The organism is Eisenbergiella massiliensis, from assembly GCF_003435485.1.
Map to the genome: position 1 here is coordinate 19879 of NZ_QVLV01000018.1, position 13789 is coordinate 33667.

General features: G+C 41.2%; 12 protein-coding genes and 1 CRISPR repeat array. Of the genes, 10 read left to right on the forward strand and 2 right to left on the reverse strand.

Annotated features, from left to right (window positions below):
- The first annotated feature begins 16 nt into the window (after positions 1-16).
- Positions 17-451, forward strand: coding sequence for a GNAT family N-acetyltransferase (locus DXC51_RS20765; RefSeq protein ID WP_021639968.1), 435 nt, complete (start codon positions 17-19; stop codon positions 449-451).
- 133 nt (positions 452-584) lie between these two features.
- On the opposite strand, the gene DXC51_RS20770 is transcribed toward DXC51_RS20765, so the two are convergent.
- Both DXC51_RS20770 and DXC51_RS20775 read right to left on the reverse strand, forming a co-directional pair.
- Positions 585-1481 (reverse strand): metallophosphoesterase, encoded by an 897-nt coding sequence (locus DXC51_RS20770; protein WP_035324187.1) that lies wholly within the window; start codon positions 1479-1481, stop codon positions 585-587.
- Complete coding sequence (locus DXC51_RS20775; protein WP_021639964.1) at positions 1481-2713, reverse strand: DUF4474 domain-containing protein; 1233 nt, start codon at positions 2711-2713, stop codon at positions 1481-1483. Before DXC51_RS20775 ends, DXC51_RS20770 begins: the two co-directional genes overlap by 1 nt.
- Positions 2714-2977: 264 nt before the next feature.
- On the opposite strand from DXC51_RS20775, the gene DXC51_RS20780 reads away from it, so the two are divergent.
- The 9 genes from DXC51_RS20780 to DXC51_RS20820 all read left to right on the forward strand — a co-directional run bounded on the left by DXC51_RS20780 (position 2978) and on the right by DXC51_RS20820 (position 13784).
- Positions 2978-4045, forward strand: a complete 1068-nt coding sequence (locus DXC51_RS20780; protein ID WP_021639962.1) for a hypothetical protein — start codon at positions 2978-2980, stop codon at positions 4043-4045.
- A 61-nt stretch (positions 4046-4106) separates the two neighbouring features.
- Positions 4107-4367: a CD3324 family protein gene (locus tag DXC51_RS20785; protein WP_021639961.1), complete on the forward strand. Its 261-nt coding sequence runs from the start codon at positions 4107-4109 to the stop codon at positions 4365-4367.
- An 84-nt stretch (positions 4368-4451) separates the two neighbouring features.
- Positions 4452-5231: a nucleoside phosphorylase gene (locus DXC51_RS20790; RefSeq protein WP_117545321.1), complete on the forward strand. Its 780-nt coding sequence runs from the start codon at positions 4452-4454 to the stop codon at positions 5229-5231.
- Between the two features lie 51 nt (positions 5232-5282).
- Positions 5283-6074, forward strand: a complete 792-nt coding sequence (locus tag DXC51_RS20795; RefSeq protein WP_117545322.1) for a hypothetical protein — start codon at positions 5283-5285, stop codon at positions 6072-6074.
- A 932-nt stretch (positions 6075-7006) separates the two neighbouring features.
- Complete coding sequence (locus tag DXC51_RS20800; RefSeq protein ID WP_117545323.1) at positions 7007-8584, forward strand: AAA family ATPase; 1578 nt, start codon at positions 7007-7009, stop codon at positions 8582-8584.
- A gap of 180 nt (positions 8585-8764) precedes the next feature.
- Positions 8765-9127: direct repeats of the CRISPR family, unit length 32 nt; unit sequence GTCGAGGCTTATACAGCCTCGTGGATTGAAAT.
- Positions 9128-9208: 81 nt separating this feature from the next.
- On the forward strand, positions 9209-10093 hold the full coding sequence (locus tag DXC51_RS20805; protein ID WP_117545324.1) for a DUF6602 domain-containing protein: 885 nt from the start codon (positions 9209-9211) through the stop codon (positions 10091-10093).
- A gap of 409 nt (positions 10094-10502) precedes the next feature.
- Positions 10503-12074, forward strand: coding sequence for a Cas10/Cmr2 second palm domain-containing protein (locus DXC51_RS20810; protein WP_408608872.1), 1572 nt, complete (start codon positions 10503-10505; stop codon positions 12072-12074).
- 14 nt (positions 12075-12088) lie between these two features.
- Positions 12089-12808 carry an RAMP superfamily CRISPR-associated protein gene (locus tag DXC51_RS20815; RefSeq protein WP_117545326.1) on the forward strand — a complete coding sequence of 240 codons (720 nt, stop codon included), beginning with the start codon at positions 12089-12091 and terminating at the stop codon, positions 12806-12808.
- A 7-nt stretch (positions 12809-12815) separates the two neighbouring features.
- The gene (locus DXC51_RS20820) at positions 12816-13784 is read left to right on the forward strand and encodes a hypothetical protein (RefSeq protein WP_117545327.1); all 969 of its coding nucleotides are present in this window, start codon (positions 12816-12818) and stop codon (positions 13782-13784) included.
- The last annotated feature ends 5 nt before the right edge of the window (positions 13785-13789 follow it).

Below are 13789 nucleotides of genomic sequence, written 5' to 3' on the forward strand. Positions count from 1 at the left end.
ATGGAAAGGAAAGCTTATGGAAATCACAATGAAAAAATACACGCCGGTGGACTACGATTTTGTTTATCAGCTGAAGAAAGTATGCTATTATCCCTATGTTTCTGAGATCTGGGGCTGGGATGAAGAAAAGCAGACAGACTATTTCAATGCCTTCATGGAAAATGCAAAGGAAAATATGAACATAATTTATTCCCGGGGAAAACGGATCGGCATGATAAACTGGAGTGTGGACGGAGATACCTGTGAACTGGAAAATATCTGTATTCTTCCGGAATACCGGAATCAGGGTATTGGCTCCCGTTTACTGGCAGAAACAATTGAAAGCAGCGGATTTTCCAAAGTCAGGCTTCAGGCATTTAAAAAGAATCCTGTTATCCATCTATATCATCGGCTGGGTTTTTCTATTGTTGAAGAAACGGAAAATCATTACAGGATGCTTCTGGAAAAATGAGCTGCAAACAGCCTGATAGTTTTTTCATACAGTTCGCCCAGACCCGGCAGCCAGGTAAGCTGCCGGAAGTTGGTTTTATCGGAAAGTAAGGGACAGCACGGTTTCAAAGGAATAAGGTTTCCCGGCAAGGACTTCAGTCCAGTATAAAATCCGACAGGTTTTCCGGTCCGTTCAGGACTTCGCGGCTGATGAAAAGTAATCGATCCTCCGTCGTGGAAAAGGACCAGCGGACCAGGGCTATTTGATCATTTTCTATTTCCAGGCATGTGATGCTGTACGGATGTACACAACTGCCGTCATTGAAATATGGGCAGGAACCCGGATTCGGGAATACCGGCCGGTGGGTATGGCCGGCTATGACAATTCGGTTAGTTTCCCTGGAATAGGCACACAGTTTTTTCTCTATCTTTTCCACCAGTTTTACGGATCGGCCGGAGCCTGTGGGAGCGCGGAAGCCAATTGTTTCCAGCGGTTTCCAGACATATCTCACCAGAAACCGGCCAAGGGGCCAAAGCTCATCGTTGAGCAGACTTCCCTGGTGTCCGTGGATTAGGAGAATGCGCTGTAGCGTATCTTTATTTTCGAGGATAATTCCTTCTGTAATTTTCAAATCCTTATAAAAATAATCTTCCGGTTCTGTGACATCGCAGGAATAATTTGTACAGTTTGATGTGGAAAAATTTTTCCTTTTTTTTACGATATCATGGTTACCGTATATCATGTAAAGCCGGTTATCCTGATAAAAGCGGTTCATGAGCCGGAAAATATGGCTGTAGGTTCTGATAATTGTGTGGATGCATCTGTTTTCCCAGAGTTCATCACCATCGCCAAGTTCGATATAGGTAAAGCCATTCTTGTAGTAATATTCCAGGGCGCCTTGAAAAATCGGGCTGTTCGGAAGAAAATTATCGGCTCCGTTTCCCTGGCCCCGATGACAGTCGCTCATAATTACGATGCGGGAGTTTTTATCATAGGGAAGAACGGGAGCGGAGGTGTAGACTTTATTCAGTTTATCGGCAAGCGAAGGCATCAGCGGCACATCCCTTTTTCAGTATTTTTTTCCTCACATTCACATGCTGTGCTGTTTGTGCATGGACAGCAGGGATTCTGCGGCTTCTGGCAGTTACAGGGAGTACAGATCCTGTTGGGAAGCCGTTTTGTATGAGTGGCAGGAGAGCAGGGGCAGGGTTTGGGGCAAGGTTTCGGGCAGGGTTTCGGACAGGGCTTAGGGCAAGGGCAGGGCTTAGGGCAAGGGCAAGGCTTGGGACAAGGACAGGGTTCAGGGCCGGGACAAGGACTGGGACCTGGCTCCGGACCTGGGTCGGGGTTGTGACCCTTGTGAATAAGGTCAATCAGCCAGTCAAAAGCTTCATAGAAGGATCTCGCATACAGGGAATGCATACAGAATTCATACAGTTCGGGCATGGCTGTCTTAAGATATTCAAGTTTATCGAGAGTTTCCGTATATTTTCCGGTCACCTGCCTGTAAAGGCCGCAGTTGATGGAGTTTGTATTCTGCACCAGAATTCCCTGAGGCGTACTGTTGGAAAGAGGCTGGGGACTGTGGGGCGTTGTGTAATGGATGGTAACCGTATTTGAATGAACACTGTATTCTTTTTTGCGGTAACCGATATCCACCAGGCCATTTACAAAAGCGTCCCGCATGGTTCTGTTTGGAAATTTGATTTTGGCATCCATGGTGAGAGTATCAAGGTGGGAAAATTCTCCCAGCTTAAACCCGGTAAGCCACCAGTGAATCCCGCTGCGTTTGAAAAGAACCTTTCCGTTTTTGCGGAGGACAAAGCTCATATCCAGACGTTCATCGTCCGAGGCGCAGTCGTAATAGGTTCCGGTGAACTGCTTCGTCTTAATATCATCGGAAGCGGTATTGTAAATGCCGATTTCAGCGCCGGTTGTTATTCCGTACTGGCCTTTCCATAATTCTATCATCCATCGTTTCCCGTTGTACGTAAAACAGACGGGCTCACAGTGCATAACCATGTTAAAATCGGCGGAGCCTTCGTCATACAGCCGGCAATATCCCATTTCACGCTGCCAGCAGTCCATGACGGAGTAGAACAAATCATTTTTCAGATCATAAGCAAAGCCTGCATCTTTCAAATCCTGGTTCAGCTGCTGCTGCTGTCCGGTTTTATCTTTGGAAGGTTTGAATTTCCTGGTGCGTATTTTCCATATGCATATAAACAAAATGAAACCAAGTATCAAAATGCATGCTACGCATAAAAGTATGGTTCCTAACATTGGATTCGTGCCCCCTTTTATAAGGCTTAGTATTGTTTATGTTATTTTATGCGTATTACGACAAAAGTTTACAAAGTTTTTATTTTTATGCCGGGAGCTGCATTTGGGAACAAATGATTATAATGGGATTCGGCATTGAGAAAAATGAGGATTTATCTATAATTGAGATAGGAAGGGTGTTCAAAGCATAAATCGGAAGTTAAGCATGGACGGCCTTTTTATAAAAGAAACAAATAAAAAAGCGGGGCAAAGGAGAAGGAAAATATGGAAGCAGAAAACAGACTGACGCAGTGGGTGAAAGAAAAAATTGAAAAAGAATACCGGGAGGACATTGCTCTCCTTATAGGAGTAACAGGACATGCCACAAACGGCGACGGTCATGGAGAGTGTTTTGACTATTATGTGCCTGTCAATGAACGGGGAAACGAATTGGCGCAGACCTTTATTATTGACGGAGTTGGGCATGATTTGTACCCGCGTTCCTGGGAAAGAACGGAAAGGACGGCAAATCTGGAGGAATTCCCGACACTGTGCCTTGCGGCCTCAGAAATCCTGTATGCAAGGACCCGGGAGGAGGAGGAACGTTTTCTTTCTTTGAAAAACAGATTGTTTGAAAACCTGAGGAATCCAGGTTTGATGTATCAGAGAGCTCTGGAACGGGTGGATATGGCCATGGACATTTACCGTACGCTTCTGTTTGAAGAAAAGCTATGCAAATGCCGGATGGCAGCAGGATATATCCAGAGCCTCCTTACGCAGGCGGCCGCGTTTATGAACCAAACTTTTGCGGACTGCGGTATTTTTTCGGAAAAACAGGCGGAGCAGGGCAGCGCGGAAAGCAGAATGTATCACTGTCCCGAACTGAAAGAGGTTCCTGAAAAATTTTATGATTATTCAAAGCAGCTTCTTCGGGCGGATACGATTGAAGAAATCAGGGAGCTGATTTATCTTCTGATACAGTCTGCCCGGAGCTTCCTGCAGCAGCGCAGGCCGGCTGAAATGAAAAAAGAGAAAAAAGACGGTTATGAACAGCTGTCAGGCTGGTATGAGGAAATGAGCCTTACCTGGAGAAGAATCCGCTATTTTTGCCAGCAGAACATGCCGGAGGAAGCTTTTCATGACTGCGTCTATCTGCAGACCGAGCTGGTTGTGGCTGCGGAGGAATTTGGCTTTGAGGAAATGGATCTTTTAGGCTTTTTTGACCCTGACTGCCTGGAAAAAGTGAGCAGGCAAAGCTGTGAGCTGGAAAAAGCGGTGAGAGCGATTATAATAGAGCGTGGAGGAAAAATAAACGAGTACCCTTCCCTGGAGGATTTCCTTTCACGGAACTAAAGGGAAGAAGCCGCGCGAAACAAAATCTCGTAAAGCGGTTTTAGAAAGGAAGGGGAGTGAAATGAAATATCGGAATGCCTCTGAAATTTTTCCGGACGAACTGCTTCGGGAAATACAAAAATATTCCTCCGGTGAACTGGTTTATATTCCGGAAAAGGAAGAGAAAAAAGGATGGGGCGCCGTATCCGGGGCCAGGGTATATTATGAGCAGCGCAATGAAGAGATCCGGCGCAGGTTTTATGTGGAAAAGCAGAAAATGCAGGAATTGGCCGAGGAGTATGGGCTGTCGGTTGAGACGGTGCGGAAAATATTATACAGATGAGAAACGCTGTAATTGGTGGAAAAGTATGTTATAGTAATTAAAAATATGGGATAAGCGCGGTGCAGCAGGCAGGGAGGGAAAGGCATGAGGTGGGCATTTTCAGAGGACAATACGCCAGCGGTTATAACGGCGGAAAAGCATGTGAGGAGCAGTCATGGCAGCGGGGATATAAGGGAGCTGCCGGAAACCTGTGTGATATTTGAGCTTGGAATCGGGCTGCGGTTCCTGAAAGAAAATTTTGACACGGTCACTCTTTATGACAGACTTCCTTGTTTTCTGGACAATCCGGAGTGTATTGCGGTAAAAGGGCATCCGGACATCTGCTTTACCAAAGGCGGATATGGCTGCCCGGCGGCTGTTGATACACTGGAAACGGTCAGGGCGCTTGGCGTGAAACGGATCCTTGTCGTCGGTATGTGCGGCGGGTTCGGGAAAGAAATCCAGGTTGGCGATGTGGTGGTGCCGGATAGCATTTTATGTGAGGAAGGCACCTCACATCATTATTTTGAAACGGTGGAATTTGTCAGGCCGGAGGAAGCTTTTTTTAATCAGGTAAGGGAATATTTTCAGGGAAAATTCCATACGGTTGTGAATTCTACCGTTACGACGGATTCCTTTTATCGCCAGACCTTTGCCAAGGAAGCGTATTGGCGGGAAAAGGGATGCGTGGGCGTGGATATGGAAGCGTCTGCACTTTTATCCGTAAGCAGGTATTATTCCATGCCTGCGGCAGCAGTTCTGCTGTGTTCGGATAAACATCCGCTTTCAGAGACGGAAAGCGGATGGAAGTGGGGAACTGAGGATTTCAACAGGATCCGGGAAGCGTATGTCAGAGCGGCTATTATGTTTGCATTAGGGATATGATGAGATGAAAAAGCTTTTTATTGGTACAAAAACGGAAATTGTCCGGTTGCTTTGGGGATTACGGTAATTGACGGTTATTTATATGATATAAAGCTGGTAAATTATGAAGATGAGCTGGAAAGAAGCTATGACTCAACCGCTTTATGGGATTTATCCTATGCTGATATTCTTTATGATCCTGAAGGAAAAATTGCAGAATTTAAATCCAGGAAGCTGGCTTGTACGGTTGATATAGACAGTGCCGGGGGATTGCTTTGGGAAGCATATTGGAATTACAGATTGGCAGGTGATATCTGGATATACAGGCAGGATACGATGCAGGGGCATTATGTTTTTAATAATGCGATAAAACCGCTGGTTAGTGCGCTTTTTATTGTAAACAGGGAATATATACCTCATGATAAATGGCTGATTCACATGAGCAGAAGCCTGGCCTGGAAACCGGACAGCTGGGAGAAGGATTTGCAGGGCGCATTAAATACCGGAGATTTTTCAGTCCAAAGCCTTCAGGAAAGGCAGATGTGTATCGACAGGCTATGGAACGGTATGAATGACAGGCTTTGTGAAATGACAGGAACAGATGACCGGCTGAATTTTGTGCGGAAGGCTGGTTATGAGTCTTTAAAAAAGCTGATTGAAAAGGAAGAATATACATTGCAGGAGTGGGCGGCAATGGAGGGGCTGGAGGCTCTTAATTATGAACCGCTTCATTCTGTTTTTCACAGAGAAGGGGATAGAATTTTGCTTGATAAAGAACGTTTGCTTTCGATTAGGCCGGAGGATATGTATGTGTGGTTTTATGAGATAGTTGATGCGGGCAGGAAGGGCGTTGCGGCGGAATAGAAGAGGGAAGAGTAATTTAAGCTCAGGCTGGGGAGGACAGACAAGGGAAGTATTTAGAGATGAAGAGAAGGGGACTTTTTTAGGACGGGAGTATGATTTTAGTTGGTGCGAACCGTAAGTTCCCATGGATTTGCCGGGGAATTCGCACCTGTTTTTGGGGAGAAATGGATGAAATATAGTGTGGAGATGATTATTTGGTGGAAATAATCGTGGGGTGGTTGTATAATAGATATAGATTTTGCAGGGGAAGGGATTGGGTTTTTGGAGGGATTTGCTGTCGAGGTCTTTGCGACCTCGTGGATTGAAATATTAACACTGTGTCTTTCCGGCGCTTGATGAAATGTCGAGGTCTTTGCGACCTCGTGGATTGAAATTGCCCCACAGGTTACTTCATACCCAAAGTTTGCCGTCGAGGTCTTTGCGACCTCGTGGATTGAAATAGAAATATCCTCCATGATGGTTTCCTCTGTTTAGGTCGAGGTCTTTGCGACCTCGTGGATTGAAATGGTTGAGAAGGCAGATGTAGAAAGTCCAAATACGTCGAGGCTTATATAGTCCCATTGATTGAATACTTTTTTCTGTAAGGATAAGGTACAATTGAAAACAAAAATATAAAAAATGTTAATGTACTAAAATAATTGTAAAAAGTAGTGTGAAAAGCTTAAAATGTAATGAGTAAATCAAATAATTTATGGTAAGTCTTTACATTAAAGTTAGTTTGATTATTGAGAGCGAAAGTCGGTGTGAACGCTTGATTTGCTAAATTAAAAATAAATATTTATTTTTAATCGTTTTCACACTTGTTAGTTAAGCGAATCAAAGAAATGTCTATTGGACATACTTTGATATCTGTAGTAAACTGGGTCCACTGAAACAATGTTAATTTTCGTTAGTGTTAGAAGAGTTAACTCATAAATGGAGCGAATTTAATTATGCAGGATTATTTTTATTTTTTGAACCGAAAAAATGTAGCGAATGGTTTTCGTGAATCGCTTAATAGCCGTTTTTTTGTTGATAAATCCATGCTTATACAGACTATTAGTGAGAAGATTTTAACCAAAGAAAAGTGGGTGTGCCTGAGCAGGCCTCGCCGGTTTGGTAAAACAATGGCTGTAGAAATGTTGGCAGCATATTATACTAAGGGCCTTAATACAGACTTTCTTTTTGAAAAACTGCAGATTAAATCTGCATCAACTTATTATGAACATTTAAATGCTCATAATGTAATCATGATAAACTTTAATGATTATTTTGAAAATAATACCGTTAAGCAGGGGATAGAAAGGATTTCCCAAAATCTGATTCATGATTTGGGACAGCTTTGTCCAGGAGTTCTACCGGAGGGACAGGATTTAGTGCTTTGTTTAGATATGATTGAACAGATGTATGGATACAAATTTATTTTTTTAATTGATGAATGGGACTGTGTTTTTCGATTCCATAAAGGTAAAAAGAAAGAACAGGAGGAATTTCTCAGTTTTTTGAAACTGCTGTTTAAGGATAAATCATATGTAGAGCTGGTTTATATGACAGGGATTCTTCCTATCAAAAAGTATAATACAGGATCTGCGCTGAATATGTTTCGTGAATACACTATGCTGGAACCTAAAAAGCTTGCGCCTTATTTTGGTTTTACTGAAAATGAGATAAAAAAGTTATGTTCGCAGGATGTGAAATTGTGTTTTGAAGAATTGCGGGAATGGTACAATGGCTATCATATGGCAGAAATTGGAGGAATTTACAATCCTCGTTCTGTTGTAGAGGCGTTGGAAGAGGGTGTCTGCAGAGATTATTGGAATAAAACCGGTGGTTTTTCCGAACTGGAAGAATATATTACAATGAATTTTGACGGTTTGGGAGAAGCTGTGACTGAACTGGTAGCCGGTAATGAAATAAGTGTTGATGTGTTAGGTTTTTCCAATGATTTGGATAGTTTTAATGATAAAGATGAGGTAATCACGGCGTTGATTCATCTTGGTTATCTCAGTTATTCAGAAGATAAAGTGAGGATTCCGAATAAAGAAATCCGGGAGGAATTTGCCAACACAATTAAAAAGTTGTCCTGGGGAACGGTTTCACAGCTGCTAAAACAATCAAGAGAGCTTTTGGAAGCACTTTTAAATTGTGAAGAAGAAAAAGTTGGTTTTTTACTTGAAGACGTCCATGACGGAATGCAGGAATTTAAAGAATATAATAATGAACATACTTTAAAATGTGTAATACATTTGGCATTTTATGCCGCCGCAGATGATTATGTACTGAAATTTGAACAAACAGCAGGTAAAGGGTATGCAGATTGTATTATGATACCTAAAAAGCCGGATCGGCCAGGGATCTTACTGGAATTAAAATATAACAGCAGTGCAGAAAAAGCGATAACTCAGATTAAAGAAAGAAACTATATAAGAGTTTTTGACAAGGGTATACACGAGGTTTATCTTGTTGGTATAAATTATGTCAAAAACGCGAAACATCATCAGTGTATAATTGAAACAGTAAAGAAAAACTGAAAAATACTGGTGCGAATCATAAGTGCCCATAGATTTGCGGGGGGGATTCGCACTTGTATAATGATGAAATATAGGATAATATAAATATAAAATAATATAATAATGACAACTTTCGGGGAGAGTTGTATAATAGGTATGTTATTGGGAGAATTTAAAGGAATTTTGTTGTGTATTTTTGCTGTCGAGGCTTATACAGCCTCGTGGATTGAAATATAGCACGCCTTCTTTCCCGTTAAATTTCAGTTGTCGAGGCTTATACAGCCTCGTGGATTGAAATATACTCCGCAGTCTGTATTATCCAATGGAGACCAGTCGAGGCTTATACAGCCTCGTGGATTGAAATGATGAGGAGAAGGGTCAGGCCGCTCAGCAGGGGAGGTCGAGGCTTATACAGCCTCGTGGATTGAAATATTCGTACTTCTGCTGTGTTCCAGCGCTTCCCACAGTCGAGGCTTATACAGCCTCGTGGATTGAAATCTCCTAAAAGTTGTATTTATGGTATCTCACGCTCGTCGAGGCTTATACAGCTTCATATATCGAATTCCTACATCGATTACCAATATATTATAATTTAACTCCCATTGCCCACCTGCAAAGACACTCAAATACATAAGGAGAAGCACAATGAATGACGAAGAACGAAAAGAAAAAATAATACCAGACATTATCACAAATTATCAACAGTTGGAAAGTTCGATTGTTGAGCAGTTATATATGAAACACGCATTACATGGAACCACGATAGGAACTGAAAGAGAAGAAGTATGGAGCCAGGTGTTTGAAGCGATTTTACCCAAAAAGTTTGTGATAGAACGCTCTGTTTTTATCATTGATTCTCAGGAAAATGTTTCCCATGAGGTTGATCTCGCTATTTTTGATGAGACTTATACGCCATACATATTTCGTTACGGAAGAATTAAGTTTATTCCGATAGAAGCAGTAGCAGCAATTGTAGAATGCAAAAGCCAGAATATTAAAACTGAAACAATAAAAGCCTGGTATGACAGCATAGTAAAGTTGAGAACAGCGACCGGATCCATAGCAAGGCTTGCGAATTATATCGCAATAGGGCCGGCCCCGGCACAACAGTCAACAAGACCGCTCAGAATATTATGCAGTATGAGCGAAAACGTTGGTAAAGAAGTAATAGAATCGAATATGTTCGATTTTATCCTTACGGCAGTCAAACGTGACAGGACGGATTCTCATTTGAAAATCACTGTTACCGAAGCCTTTAGAACATTGAAAGACTGGTACAGAGAGCTCAATTTCTATCAATGTAGTCAGGAAATCAATACTACCAACATCAATGGAGAAAAAGAGTTAGAAACTATCAGCCTTAAAGATTATGAGATCTTGGGAGAAAAAAATAGACAGGCTTCACTTCTGACGTTTAATTTTCAGCTGAATCAGCTTTTGATGCTGATCAATAATCCTATACTGTTTCCACACCGGGAATATGTAAGAATGTTCAACCAAAAAGGAGAAAATAGAAAGAATGACGGTTAATGTAGTTTCGATAGCAATCGATAAAGTGCAGGTTTTTTTGTATTATGCAATTCATGCGCAGGAACAGGAATTGCAGTCAAATAATAATACGCTGAAAAGCATTATCAGCTCATCACGGATGATTTCAGACGATTTTTACCGGAAGGTGGGAATAGATGGTGAAAAAGGCGTATTTTCCGGATTTATAAGCGAAATTTTGCTTCAGTGCTCCGGTTCCTGTGTATTTACAACAACTTTGCGGGAAGAAGAAATCAGGGAAAAACTGGGAGAGCTTTTTCAATGGTATTATGTAAATTTTGGCGGGAAGCTGCTGATGAAATATGAATGTTTTCAGAAAGATATTACATCTGAAAATGACAGGCTGGAGGCTGTTAAGGAGAGTAAAAGCCGTATTCGTCAAAAAGAATGCATGAATAAAATCATTGAGGAGCATAAGGAACTGCTTTTCCAATTCCGAAAAACAGAAAAAAGTTTGTATTTCTACGATAACAGTGAATACCATGCTTTTGTAAAAAATATTAATAAGCTATGTCCTGATACAGAGGATGTAAATGCAAACCATTTCCGAATTGCAGTCATCAAGGCCGACCTGGATGGTATGGGAAATATTTTTAAAAATATCAGCGATTACAGAATATATGATTCGGTCAGCAAAATCCTTTCAGAGACAATCAATTTGGATGCCCTGGAAAAAGAGGCAGAAAAGCTGCAGGAAAAAAATCCCGACTTTAAGATTTACCCTTTATATTTAGCCGGGGACGATATCATGTTTGCAGTTCCTGTTTCGCATTTGCAAAATGGCGTGGACTTATGCAAGATATTATTGAATAACATAAATGATAAGCTTGAGAAGTTGGAATGGAATGATAAGCTCTCAATAAGCCTGGGGATAGATATATCTTTTAACAGAGAACCCATCAGATACTATTTTGAACGTGTACAGAATGAACTGGATACGGCTAAAAAGATGAAGCTTACGTTCGAAAGTGAAGTAAATGAATCTGTTGCCAAGCTGTGTTTGGGCGGATATACTTTTTACGATTCGGCTTGTAAAATAGCCGATGGCGATGATGCAGGTTATTTAAGCTGGCCCAATTTTATAAAGACAGTACATACGCTTAATTTGTTAATAGTAAAAAAATTCCCGGCACATTATTTCCTTTATGGTTTGTTGAACAAAATTACGGATCCATCCATTTGCAGTACTTCTGTCAAATACAGTAATGCTGTTTTGTACCATATGATTCCTCAATATCTTGGCAGTGCGGATAAACAGCTGAGAGAAGGAGAGCTTTTGCTGCTGGAAGCCCTGTTGAGGCAGGTGACTGTCATTACAAAAAATGCATCAGACAAAGCTGTTTACAGTTTGAATTTTGACGGAGAAAAGCGCGGAAAGCTGGAAGCATATGTAAGGCTGCTTCTTCTGTTTTGCGATGAACGGTTTAAATTGACGGATGAGCATGCGCTATCTTGGAGTGAGTATGACGGGAGGGTCTCAAAAAGAATCAGAAAAGCTGTATTCGATCGGGTATTACAGTATTTATATAAGCAGAATCTGGATAAAGAATTAAAATGGCGCAAAGAACCATTTTCGGCTGCTAAAAAGATAAGGTCGTCTTTTATTAGCGATACATCTTATATGACTTCAGATGATAAACGAATTCCGGTGTTCCTGAAAAGAAAAATAACTCCATCAATGTTCTTCAGAATGAAAAAAACAGGACCCGATGTTGAGATGTGTGCATCAATGATAGAGATGTCCGAAAACAGAAACTGGGAAGAATATAAAGAACTGCTGGAGAAAAAACAAAGTGAGCATAAAGTCCCTCCTATGGCGCCGTTTGATAGGAATATCTTCTGTAAATTTGCATCGATTACAGGATTATGGACTGACGATTATATTGACAGCCTAATGCTTTTTTATAGGTATCATGATATGCTCCTGGCTTATAAAAAATTATACCCGTCCAACAAAAAGTAAAGAAAGGAAAGCAAATGGAAAGAATAAGAGCAGAAATTATCACAGAGGCTAATCTTTTTATCGGTGATAATCCTTCAACCTTTGAAATCGGAGGCATTGATTTATATACCAAAACGGATTATAATAACCGTCCTCAGATTCCCGCATCTTCCATAAAGGGAACCATGCGCAAAATTGTCAGGGATATGGAAAGTGAAGAAATTGCCGTAAAGATAAAAGAAAGCTATAAAAGATATCTGGAGAATTTAAAAAGAAATAGCTGTGAACAAAATAAAAAAATACAGGAAACAAATAATGGCAGTTTGGCAGAGCGTTTAAGCCGGCTGGAAGCAAAAATGGATGATGCAATTAATAATGCTTCGGCTCAATATCTTTTTGGTATCAAAGCATTTAATGATACCCCCAAGCTTATTTTTAGTGACTTTAATATGAAAGATCCAAAAGAAAAAGCCCCATTTTCTGTTGATACAAAAAATACAATAAAAAATCAGGACGATCCGGATAAAATTTCATCTAATCCCCGTACCTACAAAACGGTGCGTCCGGGAATAGCCTTTAGCGGGGAGATCATTTTTTACCATCTGAATGCATTGGAAGAATATGATTTAAGCGAAGCAGAGATTAAAAAGTTTGTAGAGAGTGTATTATTAAAATTTAATGAAGGCGTGTATCGGTTGGGAAATTCCGGAAGCCGCGGCTATGGAAAGATACATGTTAAGATATTGGGAGAGTGAGTGTCACATGGAGGAAATTCGTACCTACAAAGTCGGGATGAAATTAAAGGGCAGACTAACACAGCTTCCTGATTCACAAAAAATATTTGGGGCGCTTACCTATTTGCTTGGGGAATATACCACCTCTGAGAATGCGGGCGGCTTTGTTGCAGATGTAAAAGAAAGAAAGGTTTTCTGTTCCCTGTCAGATATGTTGCCGGAGGGTTTTCTTCCTGTTCCTCAGACCTGGTTTCTGGATCGTGTGGATAAATCAGATGGAATAGCTGAACCCAAAAAGCTGTATAAAGCGATTAAGCAAAGACAATATATGGATGAGAATAAAATCATGCAAATGATGGATAATCCACAGCAGATAGAAAACTCATACCCATATATAAGTGTTTATAATTCCCACCAGATTCATGCTTCCCTGGAAAGCTTGCAATATGGGCTTCCCGGACTGGATCCGGAAATATATTCCGTACCTGAATGTATTGTGGAAGAAGTCCGAACAAGGGACGGGAGAGAGGAAAGGACACAGGTAACAGATTTCTGTTTCTATTTAGGAGCGGATAAGGGCGAAAAGATGGAGCAGCTTATTCAGATAATAAAAAAAGCACAGGAACAGGAACGGTTATTCTTTTTGGGTGCCCGCTCTTCACAGGGAATGAATACTTTCGTCATAAAGGATATTGCTGCCGTTTCACGGAAAAGTGAATCCAATGCAGTAAGATATCTGAATCTGGGAATGCTGCTTCCGGATAAAATAGATTTTAATAAGTCTTATTTAAAGATATTTACATCAGAAAGGCGGCCATTTCATATGCCGGGCGGATGGGAAAAGGATGTCTGCGGACAAGTGGTCAGTTTTATCCAACAGGGAAGCATCATATACCCTCTTGGGGATCCTGGGTCAGCAGGGAAATGTATACAGTCAGTTTTCGATGAGAATGCAATTCTTTTTGGCAACGCATTTATGCTTCCTATGAATTATTAATGGAG